This window comes from Streptomyces sp. CNT372, from assembly GCF_000377145.1.
Genome location: NZ_KB897785.1, coordinates 89,492 through 107,447, shown reverse-complemented (window position 1 = coordinate 107,447; position 17,956 = coordinate 89,492). Strand labels below are relative to the sequence as shown.

Genomic DNA, 17,956 nt, shown 5'->3' with positions numbered 1-17,956 from the left:
TGGGGAAGTCACGGCTGGGGCGGGCGATGGCCTGCGGGCGGCACGGGCGGGGCGGCGGCGCAGTGCCATACAACCCGTGGGCGGCTGCCGGGAGCGGCAGTTGATCCGGCGGTACGCCAGCGGATCGGAAGTGCTGCGGCAGTCAGGCGGCAGCCGTTCCGGCAGGCACCGGGGCGGTGGCGGCCAGGGCGCGGACCACGCAGAGCACACGGAAGGCCGAGCGGCCGCCGTCCGTGCTGGGGCGCACCACACCGCTGATCAGCAGGTCGCGGATGACGCGGCCGCAGTGCGGCAGGGGCCGGCCGGTGAGGCGCAGGACGTCCTCCAGGACGAACTCGCCCGCGCCGTCGGCGCAGAGGCCGGTGATCAGGTCCCGGTGGCCGGGGGGCAGGGCCCCGAGCGTGCGGGCGACGCGGTCCTGGAGGCGGGGGCCGGAGCGGCCGTCGGCGAGGTGGTCGAGGAGGGCGGCGGGATCGGATTCGACGATGCCGCGGAGAGTGGGCAGGTCGCAGACGGTGAGCCAGGACGCGGCGGCGGCGAGGGCGAGCGGGTGGCCGTCCAGGCGGTGGCAGACCTCGGCGACATGGGCGAGGTCCTGCTCGTCGGGGACGAGGTCGGGGCGGACGCGGCGCAGCCGGCCGAGGAAGAGCCGGACGGCGGGCGCGTCGGGGCGGACGCCGCCCCGGGCCGGGTCGGGGGCCTCCAGCGGGGAGAGGAGGAAGAGCCGTTCGCCGGGGGCGTTCCAGGGTTCGTCGGCGGTGACCAGGAGGCGCAGGCCGGGGACGTCCCGCAGCAGCCGGGTGAGGCGGTGGGCGTCGAGGGTCGCGGGCTCCGCGCCGTCGAGCACGAGCAGGGCGCCGCGGTCGCCGAGCGCGAGGGCGAGGGCGGGGGGCAGGTCGTCGGGGTGGCCGTCGCCGCGCAGGTGGGCGGCGCAGTCGGCGGTGAGGGTGGCGAGCGGGTCGTCGTCGGCGGGGAGGCAGTCGGCGACGGCGCCGGGGGCGGTGTGCCAGAGGACGGGGAGGCCGGTCCCGTGCAGCCGGGCCGCGACCTCCAGGGCGAGCCGGGTCTTGCCGACGCCGCTCAACCCGACGACGGTGACGAGGCGTTCGGCCCCGGTCCGCAGTTCCTCGGTGACGACGGCGGCCTCCGCCCGGCGCTCGATCAGAGGGTGGAGGGGGACGGGCGGTGCGGAGCGCTCCAAGGGGAGGTGGTGGCGGGCCCCGGCGCCCGGGTGCCCCCGTCTGACCGCGTCTTCGAGGGCGGTCCGGGCTCTCGGCCCGAGGCGCAGCCCGTCGGCGATGAGGCGGATGGTGTCGGTGCGCGGGCGCTGGGCCTTCCCCTTCTCCAGGTCGCGTATGGCGCGGACGCTGATGGTGGAGAGGTCCGCGAGTTCGCGCTGGGTGAGGCCGATACGGAGCCGGTGGCCGCGGATGAGGGTGCCGAGGGCGGCGATCGCCGTGGTGCCGCCCTCCGGGGAGAGACCGGTCGTCATGAAGAGCTCCCGCTGGTCGAGTGGGGGCGAGTGCCACACGCGGGCCCGGGTCGGGCGCCGGTCCGGGCTGGTGTCTCGCCGTCTGCTGTCCCCCATCGTCGGGACGCGCCTATCGGAGGGGCATCCCGTCGTTAACCGGGGACATCAGGGGCGAATGTGGCGTCTGTGACGGCGGTTGAGCTGCGGTGACGGAACCGTGATAGCGGGCCGGCGACCGGCCGGAGAAAGGACCGTCCGGTGATAGCGGGGGGATAGGGCAGCGAGCGGTCCCGTGAATCCGGCCGTTCCTAGCGTGGTGGTCACAAGGAAACGCCGCCGCGAAAACCTCAGGGAGAGCCCGATGCAGAAGACCGCCGCCACCCGCAACGTCCTCCGCGCCACCGTCGCCTCCGCGCTGATCGTCCTGGTGACGGGTGCGGGGCTGGGCGCGGCTCAGGCGGACGAGACCGCCCCTGCCGCGCCCCCGGCGGCGACCGCGGCCACCGCCACCGCCTCCGCCGACGGCTCGGGTTCGGGTTCCGGTTCGGCCGAGGGTTCCGGTTCGGGCTCGGGTTCCACCGGCGGCGCGGGTTCCACGGGCGGCGCGACCACCGCCAACAACCCCTGGGACTGACCCGGCCGCCCCGGGCCGGCCGGCGCCTCACTGCAACAGCGCCCGGACTCCGCCCCTCCGCCGGGCAGACGGGGTCAGCAGGCCCCGAGGAGCCGTTCCGCCTCCGCCAGCTCCCGCACCATCCGCCGCTCACGGAAGACCTCCACCGCCGGCGTCAGCAGTTCCCGGGAACGCCCCGGTTCCTGCGCCGACAGCCTGGCCAGGTCCAGGCGGGCCAGTGCGCCACCGCTAAAATCCATGATCCTCTCCCGTGCGGCCACGGCACGGTCGTAGAAGTCCCTGGCCCGGTCCGGGCGGCCCATCAGGGTGAACGCCCGCCCCAGATCGCGCAGCAGGTGCCCCTCACCGATCACGTCGCCGGACTCCCGGCAGAGTTCCAGCACCTCGGCGAAGGTGAGCACGGCCAGATCGTTGCGGCCCTGCTCCAGCAGCAACTGCCCGACGCGCCGCAGGGTGCGGGCCCGGCCGCCGGTGTATCCGATCTCCTCGTAGACGGCGAGCGCCTCGTCGAGCTGCTTCTGTGCCATGTCGGTCTCGCCCTGGCGCATCCGGATGTGGGCGCTCTGGGTCAGCACGATGGCCCGGCCCACGACGTCGCCGGCCCGGTCGAAGTCGGCGAGGGACCGGCCGTACAGCTCCAGCGCGGTGGTGTCGTCGCCGCCGGTGCGGGCGATGAGCGCCAGGTCCCGGCGGCAGAGGGCCTCGCCCGTGGGCTCGTCGAGGGCCTGGAAGACGTCGAGGGCGGAGGTGAGGGACTGGCGTGCGGTGTCGAACTGGTTGCGGCTCATATAGAGGGAGCCGAGGGAGGCCCGGATCGCGGCGGTGCCCCGCAGGTTGCCGGCCTTGCGGACGGCGGCCAGCGCGCTGAGGTGGGTCCGCTCCCACAGGTCGTAGTGGCCGCGCACCTCGAACAGGGTGACCAGGGAGGTGGCGAGGTCCCAGCTGAGGTCGTGCAGTCCTTCCTCGGCGGCCTGTTCGACCATGCCGCAGAGCGCGGCCTGTTCCGCGTCGAGCCAGGCCAGCGGTTCGGCCAGCGCCTCGTCGGTGTAGGCGGCGGGCGGCTCCCAGCGGGCGGCCTCGCCGTGCAGGACGGTGAAGTCGCCGCCGTACACCTTCCGGTGGGCCTGTTGGGCGAGGTGCATCCAGCCGCCGGCCATCCGGGCGAAGGCGGCCCGCCGCTCCTCGGGCGGGTGCTGGACGGCGAGTTGTTCGCGGGCGTAGACGCGGATGATCTCGTGGAAGCGGTACCGGAAGCCGCCGGTGGGCTCGACCCCGGCGACATCCAGCATCTGGACGTCGACGAGGGGTTCCATGAGGTCGGAGGGGAAGGGGCGGTGGTCGTCGAGGAGGGCGCCGGGGAGCCAGCTCGGCAGGGTGGGGGCGCGGGCGATGCTGAGCAGCCTCAGCAGTCCGCGGTCCTGCGGGGCGAGTCCTTCGTAGGTCAGGGCGAGGCTGGCGCGCATGGTCATCTCGCCGTGCGCGAGTTCGTCGAGCCGGTGCCGTTCGCTGGCGAGGCGCTGCACCATGGAGGCCAGCGGCCAGTGGGGCCGGGCGGCGAGGCGGGCAGCGACGATCCGCAGGGCGAGCGGCAGGCGTCCGACGCTGCGGACCAGGGCCTCCGCGGCGACCGCCTCGTGGGCCACGCGTTCCCGGCCGACGATCCGGGCGAGCAGTTCCAGAGCCCGGTCCTCGTCGAGGACGTCGAGTTCCACGCGGTGGGCACCGGGGAGCGCGGTGAGGCGGGCGCGGCTGGTGACGAGGACGGCGCAGCCGCGGCTGCCGGGGAGCAGCGGCAGGACCTGTCCCTCGGCCGCCGCGTCGTCGAGGACGACGAGGACGCGGCGGGAGGCGAGCCGGGTGCGGTACATCTCGGCGCGTTCGTCGAGGGATTCGGGGATGAGCTGGCCGGGGATGCCGAGGGCGCGCAGGAATCTGCCGAGGACCTCGACCGGGGTGGCGGGGGTGCCGCTGGTGCCGCGCAGGTCGCAGTAGAGCTGTCCGTCGGGGAAGCCGGCCTCGGCGAGGGCGTGGGCGACATGGACGGCCAGGGTCGACTTGCCGGTGCCGGGCTTGCCGGTGATGGCGGCGAGTCCGACGGTGCCGCGGCGGCCCGGTCCGCCGGTGAGGGCTTCCTCCAGGGCGGCGCGCTGGGCGGGGTCGGCGACGAAGTCGGCCGCCTCGGCCGGGAGTTGATGGGGGACGGCGTCGGCGTGGTGGTCGCCGGGCGGCGGCGCGGCGGACGGGAGGGCGCCCTCACCCTCTGTGACCGGCGCCCCGGGTCCCGCGTCCGGCTGAACCGTTTCCTCAGACAGACTCCCGGCGGGTGCGCGGCGCGGAGCGCCGACGGTGGCCGGCCCGGATCCGTTCCCGGACGACCGGAAGCCGTTGCCGAACGGCTGGAAATCGCCCGTCGCTACGGACTCTCGGGACCGTGCGACCTCGCGCGCCGATGGCGGGAACTCGCTCACCGGCGGCGGCAGTTCACCGGCCAGGATCGCGGACTCCAGGTCCCTCAGCTCCCTGCCGGGCTCCAGGCCGAGTTCCTCCGCGAGGTAGCGCCGGGCGGTGCGGAACGCCTCCAGGGCCTCGGCCTGCCGGCCCGACCAGTACAGGGCCTGGATCAGCAGGCCGTGCAGCTTCTCGCGCAGCGGGTGCTCATGGGTGAGCCGCTGGAGCTCCCCCACCAGCCGGTCGTGGCGGCCGAGTTCGAGTTCGAGCCGGATGCGGAGTTCGAGGGCGGCCAGGCGCTCCTCGTTGAACTGGCACGCCTTGTTCGCGAGCGGGCCGCTGTCCAGCCCGGAGAGGCAGTCGCCCTGCCACAGGGTCACGGCGGTCCGCAGCAGTCGCACGGCCTCGTCCGCCTCACCGCGTTCGCGCAGGCCACGGGCGCGCAGCACCAGGGTGGTGAAGAGCGCCGCGTCCACGTTCCCGGCGTCGGTGTGCAGGACGTACCCCGGCGGGCGGGTGCTGATGGAGGCCTCACCGGCCGCCGCGGCGAGCAGCTTGCGCAGCCGCGAGACGCAGATCTGCACCTGGGTGCGGGCGGTCTCCGGCGGGTTGTCCTCCCAGATGAGGTCCACCAGGTGGTTGGTGCTGACCACCCGATTGCTCTCCAGCAGCAGCGCCGCGAGGATCACCTCCTGACGCCCGGGAGGCACGCGCAGGGGCCCGTCGGTCCCCTGTACCTGCAACGGTCCCAGCACCCGGAAGGTGAGCGGCGACATGTCCGGGAGGCGGTCTCTCTCCCCGATGCCGTCAGCCAAGGAATCCCCCATGCAACGAATGAGCCGACAGGCCGTGGTTCGCGCCGGCAGGCCGGAATGTCAGGATCGAGTGAGGACAGTCTCCACATCTCTCCCCACCCTGTCCATGGCGTGAAGATCCCGGTCCGGGCGGGATAGGACGGCGATAACGGGGAGTTGGGGCCGGGCAGCAGAATCGCTCACCGAACGTGAAAGGAGGCGCGACAGTTGAACAGCCATGACGACGTGCGCGACGACGCGACGGCCGGCCCGTGGGGCCCGGTCGACCTGGTCACCGCCGCGGGCATCGACCATGTCCGCCTGGTCTACGACTACCTCGACGCCGGTGACCTGGACTCGTGCGCGTCCCTGCTGCACGACCGGGTGGTGTTCGAACTGCCGGGCATGGAACCGGTCCAGGGCCGCACCGCCGCCCTGGCGGCCCACCGCCGCCACGCCGACCCGACGGCCCGCCACAAGATCGACCGGGTCATCGCCCAGGACCGCAGCGTGGTCGCGGCCGGCCGCCGGGTCCTCCCGGACGCGGCGGCCGGCCGCGAGCAGCGCTTCGTCGACTTCTTCAGCATCGCGGACGACGGGATGGTGCGGGGCTGCACGCGCTACTACCACCTGGCGCCGGGGGACGCGGGGCCCTGACCGCGCCGGCGGTGGCCCCGGCCCGGCGGGCGGCGGACCGGGCGCGCGGGCCCGGGTTCCCGGTGTCTTCGCGGGACATCGACGCCCGCTGCCGCCGACGCGGACGAGCCGCCCTCCACCGTGGCGCCGCAGGGTGGCGGACCCGGACACGCGCACGCGGCTGTGCGATCGTTGCGGCTCCGGAGGGAGCGCGGCACGGACCCCGGTCGTTGGACCTTCGACCGGGGCGTTCCGCAGACGCGCATCGCGACGCCCGTGCGACAAGGAGGACGGATTGAGCGCCGCCGAAGCAAGACGGCAGCAGGTGGACGAGGCCGGTGTCCTCAACGCGAAGAGGACGCTGGTCCAGCTCCTCGGCCGGGCCGGGTTCCCGGCCGGCGAGGCGGAGGAGCTGATCGGGCTGGTGGAGGCGGGCGCCCTCGCCCTCGCGCACAAGGAGATCCGCGACGTCCCGCGGAGCGCCCCCGGTGACAAGGGGGAGCTCTACGCGTCGGGCTGGCTGGACGGCGCGCTCGCCGTCACCGGCGAACTCGACGAGCTCGCCGAGCGCGTCCTGAGCCGGGCCCTCGGCGCGGACGCCACGGGCGCCGGATCGGACGGGCGCCGCCCGGTCGGGAAGATGGAGCTGGAGCGGGCGAAGGTCGCGGTCATGTCGCTGTATCTGTCCTTCACCGGCGTCTCCGACCTGGATCCGGAGGAGTCCGACCGGGTCCTCACCGCCGTCCTCGCCACCATGCCCCCGAGGGAGCGGGCCGGGTACGCGGGACGGCTGACGGAGTTCACCGCCTCCCACCGCGCACACCTGGAGCACTTGTACGCGCGGTACGGGCCCGGCAGCCGGATCGCCATCCACGGGCGGTACTCCCTGCTGCACTCCCCCACCAGCATGGCCGTGCTGGAGCGGCTCTCGGCGGCCCCGGCGGCCCTGCGCGAGGAGTGGGACGCGGCGGAGCTGCCGCCGGTGTGGCTGGAGGGGCTGACGACTGCCTGGAGCACGCCCGTGTGAGCTGCCGTCACCCGTCACCCGTCACCCGTCACCCGTCACCCGAGCGTCCGGGCCGGTGCGGGCGTGCGGGTCCGCGTGCACGGGCCGTGCGAGACTCGCCGGGTGATCATCGAACGCGCGTACGCCCACCCGCCGGCCGGCCGCGAGGACGAGTGGCCCTGGTCCCTCGCCTGCGTCCGCAGCCTGGCCGGGCGGGGGCTGCGCTTCAGCGCGCCGGTGACCTTCGTCGTCGGCGAGAACGGCTCGGGCAAGTCCACCCTGGTGGAGGCGCTCGCAGAGGGCTTCGGCCTGGACCCGTACGGCGGCTCCCACGAGTGGCGCTACGCCGGCCATCGCGAGAAGTCCGTGCGGGGCGAGCACATCCGGTTCGACGCCGCGCCCGGCGGCCGGCGCATGCTGACGAACTGGTCCAGCCGGACGGGCTTCTTCCTGCGCGCCGAGACGGCGGTGGACGCGCTCGACCGCGAGGGCCTGCGCCCGCACGCGGTGAGTCACGGCGAGGGGTTTCTCGGCGCCTTCCGGGACAAGTTCCTGCGGCGCGGGCTCTATGTGCTGGACGAGCCCGAGGCGGCCCTGTCGTTCACGTCCTGCCTGGAACTCCTCGGTCATCTGCGGCGGCTGGCGGACGACGGCGCGCAGATCGTGTGCGCCACGCACTCCCCGCTGCTCACCGCCCTTCCCGGCGCGGACATCCTCGAAGTCGACGCCACGGGCGTACACCGCTCCTCCTGGCAGGACCTCGCGCTGGTCGACCACTGGCGCCACTATCTGTCCGATCCGCACGCGTATCTGCGCCACGTCCTGGACTGACCACCCGGCGGCGGCGTGGGCGGGCGCCGTGAACCCGTGCGTCACACCCGTCACCCCGCTTTCGGGCACCGGCGTTTCGGCCAATCGCCGTCGCCCCACCGACTGCCCCGGCCGCGGGGACCGGGAGCCGGAGCCTTGCCGCACCAGGGATCGAGCGCGTCCGGAACCGAGCGCGTTCGATTCGCTCGCCGTCTCGTTGAGCCGTGCACCGCCGAGCCACCCAGGCCCTGGGTGCGGTGAACGAGCCGAGGAGCGACGCAGGTGACCGTGACCGACACCCCCACCACCGGAACCGACACCCCTCCCCCACCCCCCGCGACCCTCGCCTTCCAGGGCGAGCACGGCAAGAACCCGCTGGGAGCAGGGCACCTACGGCGACCTGGTGAACGCCGGCGGGGCCCTCGCCGACCTGCTGCGGCTGTCGCAGGAGCGCTGAGGCAGCCGCCGGCGGGCGTGTTGTCGCACGCGAGTGATACGTATAACCTTCCCCGAACCGCATCGCACACCCTGTACATCCGCACACCCGCACCCCGCGCACCCGTGCCCCTGTACACCGCACCACCGAGGAAGACACCCGCATGACCGCCACCACCCTCGCGCCCGCCCTCGGCGCCGACACCGTCCGCCGGCTCCCCAAGGCCGTCCTCCACGACCACCTCGACGGCGGTCTGCGCCCCGGGACCCTGGTCGAGCTGGCCGCCGCCGTGGGCCACACCCTGCCCACCACCGACCCGCAGGCGCTCGCCGACTGGTACGTGGAGGCCGCCAACTCCGGCGACCTGGTCCGCTACATCGCCACCTTCGAGCACACCCTCGCGGTGATGCAGCACCGCGAGGGCCTGCTGCGCACCGCCGAGGAGTACGTGCTCGACCTGGCCGAGGACGGCGTCGTCTACGGCGAGGTGCGGTACGCGCCCGAGCTGATGGTGAACGGCGGCCTCACCCTCCCCCAGGTCGTCGAGACCGTGCAGGAGGGTCTGGCTGCGGGCATGGCCAAGGCCGCGGCGGCCGGCACCCCGGTCCGGGTCGGCACCCTGCTGTGCGGGATGCGCATGTTCGACCGCACCCGGGAGATCGCCGATCTCGCGGTGGCGTTCCGGGACGCGGGCGTCGTCGGCTTCGACATCGCCGGCGCGGAGGACGGCTTCCCGCCCGCCGACCACCTCGACGCCTTCCGTCATCTGCGGTCCCAGAACGTACCGTTCACCATCCACGCCGGTGAGGCGCACGGGCTGCCCAGCATCGAGCAGGCTCTCCAGGAGTGCGGCGCCCAGCGCATCGGCCACGGCGTCCGGATCACCGACGACATCGTCGACGGGCGGCCCGGCCGGCTCGCCGCGTGGATACGCGACCGCCGGATCGCGCTGGAGATGTGCCCCACCTCCAACCTCCAGACCGGGGCGGCGACCTCGATCGCCGAGCACCCGATCACCGAACTGCGCCGCCTCGGCTTCCGCGTCACCGTGAACACCGACAACCGGCTGGTGTCGGGGACGACGATGACCCGCGAGATGTCCCTCCTGGTCACGGAGGCCGGCTGGGGGCTCGACGACCTGCGGGACGTCACGGTCGACGCGCTGAAGAGCGCGTTCATCCCGTTCGAGGAGCGCAACGCGCTGATCGACGAGGTGGTCCTGCCGGGGTACGCGGCCGCCGCCCTGCTCTGACCGACGCGCCTGGCCCCGTCCGGCCCGCCCGGTCCGGGACGGCGCGGGGCGGCCCGGGCGGGCGGGCGCGGCCCGGGGCGGCCCGAGCCGTCCACGCCGTCGGCGTCGCCGTCACCGTCCGGGGAACGAAGATCCGGGCGCGACGGATGCGTTCCGCGACCCGTGAGGGATGGGCGGCCCGGTCCGGGGCAGACGGCGGTCACCGAGGCCCACGAAAGGACCAGTCGCCATGCTGCTCGCCCACCCCGCCGTCCTGCGCAAGCTCGTCGACGAGTACGAGACCCTGCGCGTGCTGAACGGAGCCGAGGGCACCGCCGAGGTGCGCACCCGCATGGAGGACCTCGCGTACACCCTCTGCGTCTCCACCGGGACCCGGGACGTGGACGCGGCCCTGATCGCGGCCCGCTACCGGCTGCCCGGGGCGCGGCCGCTGGACGACTCGCTGCTGCTGGACGACCCGGTGGAGCCGGCGCCCGCGGTGGAGCGGGCGGGCTGAGACCCGGCCGCCGCCTCCCGCACCCGCCGGCGGCACCCATGAGGCCCGGTGACCGGAACAACGCGTTCCGGTCACCGGGCCTCATGCGCGTCCGGGCCACGGAGCCGCCCCTGCCGTCAGGTGAGTAAGCCCCGCCGGGCCGGTCAGGCGGTCGCGCAGGACGGGCAGAGCCCCCGGTAGACCACCTCCGCGCCGGAGAGGGCGAACCCGAAGCGCTCCCCGGGCGGCAGGTCGGCCAGCGGGTCGCCGGTCGGGTGCACGTCGCGGATGGCGCCGCAGCCCGAGCAGACCAGGTGCTGGTGAGGGCGATGGGCGTTGGGGTCGTAGCGCTTGGCACGGCCGTCCGTGGAGACCTCCACCACCTCGCCCAGGGCGACCAGTTCGCCCAGGGTGTTGTAGACCGTCGCCCGGGAGATCTCCGGCAGGCGCTCCGCGGCGCGGGCGTGCACCTCGTCGGCCGTCAGGTGCACATGGTCGCCGTCGAGGACCTCCGCGACGACGCGCCGCTGGGAGGTCACCCGCCAGCCACGCCCGCGCAGCCGTCGCAGCAGGTCGCTCATATCGGATTCACCTGTTCGGGGTCGGCGGGAGGTCCGCGGTTCACCGGGCATCTGTCCGGATCACGATGGCGTACTGATCCCGAGGGGATATGGATTCGGCGAGCTTCTTGACCTGGACTCTGTCCATCGTAGGATCGGTTCCGGCGACCGCCAAGGGAGCACGCCAAGGAAGTCGGGACGCTCGGGCACGACCGGGGACGGGGCATTCGTTCCCCGGTCGAGGGACCGGTGCCGGCCCGTCTCGGCCGCTCCACCGTCCGCACTACCTGGGCGCCCACCATCCGCCCAGTCCGGAAGGATTCCCATGTCCGAGAACCCCGACGCAATCGTCACCGACCCGAAGACGGAGAAGACGGAGGGGACCGGCGGCTGCCCCGTCGCCCACGGGCGTGCCCCGCACCCGACGCAGGGCGGCGGAAACCGCCAGTGGTGGTCGGAGCGGCTGAACCTGAAGATCCTCGCGAAGAACCCCGCCGTGGCCAACCCGCTCGGTGAGGACTTCGACTACGCCGAGGCGTTCCGGGGCCTCGATCTTCCGGCCGTGAAGCGGGACATCGCGGAGGTGCTGACCACCTCGCAGGACTGGTGGCCGGCCGATTTCGGCCACTACGGCCCGTTCATCATCCGGATGGCCTGGCACAGCGCGGGCACCTACCGCATCAGCGACGGCCGCGGCGGCGCCGGAGCCGGCCAGCAGCGCTTCGCGCCGCTGAACAGCTGGCCGGACAACGGCAACCTGGACAAGGCCCGCCGTCTGCTGTGGCCGGTCAAGAAGAAGTACGGCCAGGCGATCTCCTGGGCCGACCTGATGATCCTCGCGGGCAATGTGGCCCTGGAGTCCATGGGCTTCGAGACCTTCGGCTTCGCCGGCGGCCGCGAGGACGTGTGGGAGGCAGAAGAGGACGTGTACTGGGGCCCGGAGACCACCTGGCTCGGCGACGAGCGCTACACCGGCGACCGTGAGCTGGAGAACCCGCTCGGCGCGGTCCAGATGGGCCTCATCTACGTCAACCCGGAGGGCCCCAACGGCAACCCGGACCCGATCGCGGCGGCCCGCGACATCCGGGAGACCTTCCGCCGGATGGCGATGAACGACGAGGAGACGGTGGCCCTGATCGCGGGCGGCCACACCTTCGGCAAGACGCACGGCGCGGGCCCGGCGGACGCGGTCGGTCCGGACCCGGAGGCCGCCCCGATCGAGGAGCAGGGCTTCGGCTGGCGCAACAGCCACGGCACGGGCAAGGGCGGTGACACCATCACCAGCGGTCTGGAGGGAATCTGGACCAACACCCCGACCGCCTGGGACAACACCTTCTTCGACATCCTCTTCGGCTACGAGTGGGAGCTGTTCAAGAGCCCCGCCGGCGCCCACCAGTGGCGGCCGAAGGACGGCGCGGGCGCGGGCACCGTCCCGGACGCCCACGACCCGTCGAAGACGCACGCCCCGACCATGCTCACCACGGACCTGTCGCTGCGCTTCGACCCGGCGTACGAGCAGATCTCGCGGCGCTTCCACGAGAACCCGGCCGAGTTCGCGGACGCCTTCGCCCGGGCCTGGTTCAAGCTGACCCACCGCGACATGGGCCCGGTCGTGCGCTACCTCGGCCCGGAGGTCCCGCAGGAGACCCTGCTGTGGCAGGACCCGCTGCCCGAGGCCGGCCACGAGCTGATCGACGCGGCGGACGCGGCGGCACTGAAGGCCGAGGTTCTCGCCTCGGACCTGACGGTCGCCCAGCTGGTGTCCACGGCGTGGGCGTCCGCCTCCTCCTTCCGGGGCAGCGACAAGCGCGGTGGCGCCAACGGCGCCCGTATCCGCCTGCAGCCGCAGAGCGGCTGGGAGGTCAACGAGCCGGACCGGCTCGCGACCGTGCTGCGGACGCTGGAGGGCATCCAGGAGCGGTTCAATGCGGCACAGACCGGCGGCAAGCGGGTCTCCCTGGCCGACCTGATCGTGCTCGCGGGCGCGGCGGGCGTGGAGCAGGCCGCCAAGGACGGCGGGGTCGAGGTCGAGGTCCCGTTCACGCCGGGCCGGGTCGACGCCTCGCAGGAGCAGACGGACGTGGAGTCCTTCGCCGCCCTGGAGCCGGCGGCCGACGGGTTCCGCAACTACCTGGGCAAGGGCAGCCGGCTGCCGGCCGAGTACCTGCTGATCGACCGGGCGAACCTGCTCACCCTGAGCGCCCCGGAGCTGACGGTCCTCGTCGGCGGTCTGCGGGTGCTGGGCGCCACCTTCCAGGAGTCGTCGCTGGGCGTCCTGACGAAGAACCCGGGGACGCTGACCAACGACTTCTTCGTGAACCTGCTCGACCTGGGCACCACCTGGGCGCCGGTGGCGGGCGACTCCAACCTCTTCGAGGCGCGCGACGAGGCCACCGGCGAGGTGACCTGGACGGGTACCCGGGTCGACCTGGTCTTCGGCTCGAACTCGGAGCTGCGGGCCCTCGCGGAGGTGTACGCGAGCGACGACGCCAAGAAGAAGTTCGTGCACGACTTCGTGGCGGCGTGGGGCAAGGTCATGGAGCTGGACCGCTTCGACCTGGTCTGACGCGGACCTGGCCCCAAGGGGATCCGGTCCGACGCGGACCTGCCCCGAGGCGGATCCTGTCCGAGACGTCCGGCACTCTCGCGGCGCCCTCGGCCTCGCCCTTCACGGGGCCGGGCCGGGGGCGCCGTCGGCGTTCCGGGGCTCAGGGCAGTGGGGGGCGGCCGGGCCGCACGGGGCTTGCCGGGGCATGCGAGCGCGCCGGTCGACCCGTCGCGGGTGTGCGCGGGCGCGGGCCGGGCAGGCGCTTGTACAGGGCTCCCGTCGCTCCCCCCTTGCGGCGGGAGCCCGCCGACGTCCTGGCGCGGGGGCCGCGCGGGCGGGCCGCGCGGCTCAGGCCGGTGCAGCAAGACGGGCGAGGAGTCCGGCGGGCCGGTGGCTTCGGCGGTACTCCTCGCGGCGGGCGGCGTGCACACTGCGGCGGGCGAGGCACAGGGCTCCCGCTGCGACATGGCAGGTCGGGCAGCCGACCGAGAAGGGCCCGTGGCGGAACCGGCGGTGCGTCTCGTACGCGGCGTCGAGGGCGGCGTCCAGCGTCGTGTGCGCGGTCGGGCCGGCGGCCGGGATCGGGGGGCGGGGACGGGCCGGGGGCATGAAGCCTCCTCGTTGGTGCTCGACAAGGGCGCGGGGCCCCGGCCGGCGGTACTCGGACGGGACGCTGCCCTCCCCTGTGCCCGCGTTCCGGCTGGTCATGGGTGCGGGAACGGGACAGACTCGGCCGGATCCCGTCAGTCCGTGCTCTCCGCGCCGTCCATGGCGTCCCCGTCGTCCGCGCGGTCCCCGGGGAACCGGGGCGACGGGGCTCTGTCGGTCCGGGCGAGTTCGGCGGTGAACTGGGCGCCGGCGAGCAGGGCGAGGTTGGACAGCCACAGCCAGATCAGGAAGACGACGATCCCGGCGAGGGACCCGTAGAGCCTGCTGTAGGTCGACAGGACCGTGGTGTACAAGGCGAATCCGGCCGAGACCGCCAGCCACAGGACCGAGGCGAGGACTCCCCCGGGCAAGCTGTGCCGGCGGCGCCGGGCCGCCGGCGGCCCGGTGTGGAAGACGATCACGACCAGTACGGACACCAGGCAGAGGAGCAGGGGCCAGCGCAGCACGCTCCAGGCGACCGCCACCGTGGCGTCCAGGGACAGCATCCGGCCCGCGGCCTCCGCGATGGGGCCGCTGACCAGCAGGACCAGGGCGCTCACCACCAGCAGCCCGAGCAGCGCGAGCGCCGTGAGCACGATGCGCGGCGCGGTCCGCAGGGGCGAACGCCGGTCACTGGTGCGATGCATCCGGTGCAGCGCCCGCCGGAAGACCGCCAGATAGCTGCACGCGGACCACACCGCGCTGGCCGCGCCCGCGATCATCACCGTCCAGGCCGCGGAGTCACCGCTGCCCATCCGGACCAGGGCCTCGTGGAGTTCCCCGCCCGCGGCGCCGGGCGCCCAGGTGCTCACGTGGCTGATGAACGCCTCGGCGGTGCCGGGGCTGAAGAAGCCGAACGCGACGACGGTGACCACCAGGGCGGGCAGCACGGCCAGAATCGCGTAGTAGGTGAGGGCGGCCGCGTAGTCCGAGATGTCGTCGTTCCACATCGATACCGGCGTGCGACGCAGCGCCGGGTACGCCCTGCCCCGAAGCCGCAGGCGGGCCCGGGTGAACCGGCCGTCGTCGCCGGAGCCGGTGACTTGCGAGCCGGGGGCTTCGGTGCCGAGGCCGGGGCCGGTGGTGGGCGGGGGCCGGACGGCGGCGTCGGCGGCGTGCGGTTCAGCTGACATCGGCGGTTCCGGCTGTTCGGGGACGGGCAACTCCGGTGCGCCCGACGCGAGTGGCCCCGAAGGCCCGGGCACCGAGGCGGACGCGTGTGCGCAGCGTATACGGGCCGACGGACGCGTCCGTCTCCGTGAGGGAGGCGGCAAGCGGTGCGACGACCTCCTCCGGCGGTGTACCTGGTTCGAGGGGGACCCGCAGGCGTACGCCGAGGCGACCGCCGCGGTCGACCCACCCGCCGGTCGTCCAACCCGCCGCACCCAGGGCCGCGACCAGCAGGAACGCCCCGAAGCCCGCGAACCAGCCCGCGAACGCGAGCGCCATGCCCACGAGCATCCCTGTCGTCGCGCTGTTCACCGTGCCTGTTTCTCCTTCCGCGCCGTCTGGTCGGCGCTCCCTGACGCTCGTTCCCCGCTCCGCCCCCGGGCAGACGCGCCTGCCCCAGGCGCAGGGCGGTCACTCGACGCGGGGGCCGCCCGGAACGGCGTCGTCCTCGTCGCCGAGTGCATCACGGGGTGGGGCGGGCCCTTGGGTGAGCCGTGTCTCACCCAAGGCCACCACCTTGCCTATGCAACTCGTTGCATAGGAGCATCGTGGGCATGGCGCTCGACCACGCGATCCTCGTCTCCCTGCTGGAGCGGCCTGGCTCCGGCTATGAGCTGGCCCGGCGTTTCGAGCGGTCCATCGGGTACTTCTGGACCGCTACGCACCAGCAGATCTACCGGGTCCTCAAGCGCATGGAGGCCGACGGCCTGCTCGATCTGCGCGAGGTGTCCCAGCAGGGGCGGCCGGACAAGAAGGAGTACTCCGTTTCCCAAGCCGGCCACGCGGCGCTCTCCCGCTGGCTGCACGAGCCGATCGAGCCCGAGAGCCTGCGCCACGACCTTGCCGTCAAGATCCGCGGCGCAGCTTTCGACGATCCCGCCGCGCTCATCGGCGAGGTGGAGCGCCACCACCATGTGCACAGTGACCGCCTCGCGCACTATCTCGCCGGTGAGCAGCGGGACTTCACCGGCCCGGACGCGCCCGCGCCGGATCCCGGGCGCGAGCTCCAGCACGTCGTGCTGCGCGGCGGCATCGCGTACGAGCGCATGACCATCGCCTGGCTCGACGACGTCCTCGCCACCCTGCACCGCCTCGGCGCGGCGGCAGACCCGCCCGCCTGAACCCGGCCGGGCCCCGTCCGTCCCGTCCCGGTGCGCCCTCGCTCCGGGAACCCCGGCTGCCTCGACAGGCCGTCAGAACCACAGACCTTCGTCACCACAGGTCCTCAGAAGCACACACCCTCAGCCCCGATTCACGGAAGGCGGTCCTCCTCATGGCCGACCAGCTCCTGTTCAACCCGCGCACCTATGACCCGGCGCACTTCGATGCGGAGACCCGCAGGCTGCTGCGGGCGACCGTCGACTGGTTCGAAGAGCGCGGCAAGAGGCGGCTGATCGAGGACTACCGCACCCGCGCCTGGCTGGGTGACTTCCTCGGCTTCGCCGCCAAGGAGGGTCTGTTCGCGGCCTTCCTCACGCCGCAGTCGGTGGGCGCCGGGGAGAACCGCCGCTGGGACACCGCCCGGATCGCCGCGCTCAACGAGATCCTCGGCTTCTACGGCCTGGACTACTGGTACGCGTGGCAGGTGACCATCCTCGGCCTCGGCCCGGTGTGGCAGAGCGAGAACCCGGCTGCCCGCGCCCGTGCCGCCGAACTCCTGGAACAGGGTGAGGTGTTCGCCTTCGGCCTCTCCGAGCGTGCGCACGGCGCGGACATCTACTCCACGGACATGCTGCTGGAGCCGGACGGCGAGGGCGGGTTCCGGGCCACCGGCTCCAAGTACTACATCGGCAACGGCAACGCGGCGGGCCTGGTCTCCGTCTTCGGCCGGCGTACCGATGTCGAGGGCCCGGACGGTTACGTCTTCTTCGCCGCGGACAGCCGCCACGAGGCGTACCACCTGGTGCAGAACGTGGTCGACTCCTCCAAGTACGTCAGCGAGTTCCGTCTCGACGGCTACCCGGTCGGGCCCGAGGACGTGCTGCACACCGGCCGGGCCGCCTTCGACGCGGCGCTGAACACCGTCAACGTCGGCAAGTTCAACCTGTGCACCGCGTCCATCGGCATCTGCGAGCACGCGATGTACGAGGCCGTCACCCACGCCCGCAACCGGGTCCTCTACGGGCGCCCGGTCACCGCCTTCCCGCACGTCCGCCGGGAGCTGGCCGACGCGTATGTGCGGCTGGTGGGGATGAAGCTCTTCAGCGACCGGGCGGTCGACTACTTCCGTTCGGCCGGTCCCGGGGACCGCCGCTATCTGCTGTTCAACCCGATGACCAAGATGAAGGTGACCACCGAGGGCGAGAAGGTCATCGACCTGATGTGGGACGTCATCGCGGCCAAGGGGTTCGAGAAGGACACCTACTTCGCCCAGGCCGCCGTCGAGATCCGCGGGCTGCCGAAGCTGGAGGGCACGGTCCATGTCAATCTCGCCCTGATCCTGAAGTTCATGCGCAACCATCTGCTGGACCCGGTCGACTACCCGGCCGTGCCGGCCCGGCTGGACGCGGCGGACGACGCCTTCCTGTTCCGCCAGGGCCCGGCGCGGGGTCTTGGCTCGGTGCGCTTCCACGACTGGCGTCCCGCCTTCGACGCCTACGCCGAGGTGCCCAATGTGGCCCGGTTCCGGGGACAGGCCGACGCGCTCTGCGAGTTCGTCGCCACGGTCGCCCCGGACGAGACGCAGAGCCGGGACCTGGACTTCCTGCTCTCGGTCGGCCAGCTCTTCGCACTCGTCGTCCACGGCCAGCTGATCCTGGAGCAGGCGCGAACAGGGGACGTGGACGCGGATGTGCTCGACGAGCTGTTCTCCGTCCTGGTGCGGGACTTCTCCGCGCACGCGGTCGAGCTGCACGGCAAGGACTCGGCCACCGAGGCGCAGCAGAACTGGGCGCTGGGCGCGGTCCGGCGGCCGGTGGTGGACGAGGCCCGCTCGGCGCGCGTCTGGGAGCGGGTCGAGGCGCTGTCGGGGGCGTACGAGATGGCTCCGTAGGCCGACGAGGCAGGACCGGTCGGCAGCACCGGGGGGCCGTCACCGTTCGGATGCCCGGCCGAAGACCGATGGCCCT

15 protein-coding genes are annotated in these 17,956 nt (G+C 73.4%); 9 read left to right on the top strand and 6 right to left on the bottom strand.

What is annotated here, in order from left to right; translation table 11 throughout:
• Positions 1-142: 142 nt before the first annotated feature.
• Positions 143-1,492 carry a helix-turn-helix domain-containing protein gene (locus C593_RS0120785; protein WP_018849241.1) on the bottom strand — a complete coding sequence of 450 codons (1,350 nt, stop codon included), beginning with the start codon at positions 1,490-1,492 and terminating at the stop codon, positions 143-145.
• A gap of 340 nt (positions 1,493-1,832) precedes the next feature.
• Here C593_RS0120785 and C593_RS33410 point away from each other — a divergent pair, with 340 nt between their 5' ends.
• Positions 1,833-2,105 (top strand): hypothetical protein, encoded by a 273-nt coding sequence (locus tag C593_RS33410; RefSeq protein WP_018849240.1) that lies wholly within the window; start codon positions 1,833-1,835, stop codon positions 2,103-2,105.
• A gap of 74 nt (positions 2,106-2,179) precedes the next feature.
• On the opposite strand, the gene C593_RS0120775 is transcribed toward C593_RS33410, so the two are convergent.
• Entirely contained in the window at positions 2,180-5,329 is a 3,150-nt protein-coding gene (locus tag C593_RS0120775; RefSeq protein ID WP_018849239.1) for a BTAD domain-containing putative transcriptional regulator, read from the bottom strand.
• A 246-nt stretch (positions 5,330-5,575) separates the two neighbouring features.
• Here C593_RS0120775 and C593_RS0120770 point away from each other — a divergent pair, with 246 nt between their 5' ends.
• The 5 genes from C593_RS0120770 to C593_RS0120750 all read left to right on the top strand — a co-directional run bounded on the left by C593_RS0120770 (position 5,576) and on the right by C593_RS0120750 (position 9,983).
• On the top strand, positions 5,576-6,004 hold the full coding sequence (locus C593_RS0120770) for a nuclear transport factor 2 family protein (protein WP_018849238.1): 429 nt from the start codon (positions 5,576-5,578) through the stop codon (positions 6,002-6,004).
• Between the two features lie 274 nt (positions 6,005-6,278).
• The gene (locus C593_RS0120765; RefSeq protein ID WP_051093741.1) at positions 6,279-7,010 is read left to right on the top strand and encodes a hypothetical protein; all 732 of its coding nucleotides are present in this window, start codon (positions 6,279-6,281) and stop codon (positions 7,008-7,010) included.
• Between the two features lie 102 nt (positions 7,011-7,112).
• The gene (locus C593_RS0120760) at positions 7,113-7,820 is read left to right on the top strand and encodes an AAA family ATPase (RefSeq protein WP_020610364.1); all 708 of its coding nucleotides are present in this window, start codon (positions 7,113-7,115) and stop codon (positions 7,818-7,820) included.
• 578 nt (positions 7,821-8,398) lie between these two features.
• On the top strand, positions 8,399-9,487 hold the full coding sequence (locus C593_RS0120755; RefSeq protein ID WP_018849235.1) for an adenosine deaminase: 1,089 nt from the start codon (positions 8,399-8,401) through the stop codon (positions 9,485-9,487).
• 229 nt (positions 9,488-9,716) lie between these two features.
• Positions 9,717-9,983: a DUF5133 domain-containing protein gene (locus tag C593_RS0120750; protein WP_018849234.1), complete on the top strand. Its 267-nt coding sequence runs from the start codon at positions 9,717-9,719 to the stop codon at positions 9,981-9,983.
• Positions 9,984-10,126: 143 nt separating this feature from the next.
• Here C593_RS0120750 and C593_RS0120745 read toward each other — a convergent pair whose 3' ends face one another.
• Positions 10,127-10,543 (bottom strand): Fur family transcriptional regulator, encoded by a 417-nt coding sequence (locus tag C593_RS0120745; RefSeq protein WP_018849233.1) that lies wholly within the window; start codon positions 10,541-10,543, stop codon positions 10,127-10,129.
• A gap of 304 nt (positions 10,544-10,847) precedes the next feature.
• Here C593_RS0120745 and katG point away from each other — a divergent pair, with 304 nt between their 5' ends.
• A complete protein-coding gene (katG, locus tag C593_RS0120740) occupies positions 10,848-13,088 on the top strand; it encodes a catalase/peroxidase HPI (RefSeq protein WP_018849232.1) in 2,241 nt (746 codons plus the stop codon).
• A gap of 330 nt (positions 13,089-13,418) precedes the next feature.
• Here katG and C593_RS0120735 read toward each other — a convergent pair whose 3' ends face one another.
• From C593_RS0120735 to C593_RS30080, 3 genes are all read right to left on the bottom strand, one after another.
• Positions 13,419-13,679: a hypothetical protein gene (locus C593_RS0120735; protein WP_018849231.1), complete on the bottom strand. Its 261-nt coding sequence runs from the start codon at positions 13,677-13,679 to the stop codon at positions 13,419-13,421.
• 134 nt (positions 13,680-13,813) lie between these two features.
• Positions 13,814-14,851 (bottom strand): YihY/virulence factor BrkB family protein, encoded by a 1,038-nt coding sequence (locus tag C593_RS30085; RefSeq protein WP_018849230.1) that lies wholly within the window; start codon positions 14,849-14,851, stop codon positions 13,814-13,816.
• On the bottom strand, positions 14,841-15,200 hold the full coding sequence (locus C593_RS30080; protein ID WP_078521695.1) for a hypothetical protein: 360 nt from the start codon (positions 15,198-15,200) through the stop codon (positions 14,841-14,843). The genes C593_RS30085 and C593_RS30080 overlap by 11 nt, the downstream gene beginning before the upstream one ends.
• 242 nt (positions 15,201-15,442) lie before the next feature.
• On the opposite strand from C593_RS30080, the gene C593_RS0120720 reads away from it, so the two are divergent.
• Positions 15,443-16,009, top strand: coding sequence for a PadR family transcriptional regulator (locus C593_RS0120720; RefSeq protein ID WP_018849228.1), 567 nt, complete (start codon positions 15,443-15,445; stop codon positions 16,007-16,009).
• A gap of 152 nt (positions 16,010-16,161) precedes the next feature.
• A complete protein-coding gene (locus C593_RS0120715) occupies positions 16,162-17,880 on the top strand; it encodes an acyl-CoA dehydrogenase family protein (protein WP_018849227.1) in 1,719 nt (572 codons plus the stop codon).
• Positions 17,881-17,956 lie beyond the last annotated feature (76 nt).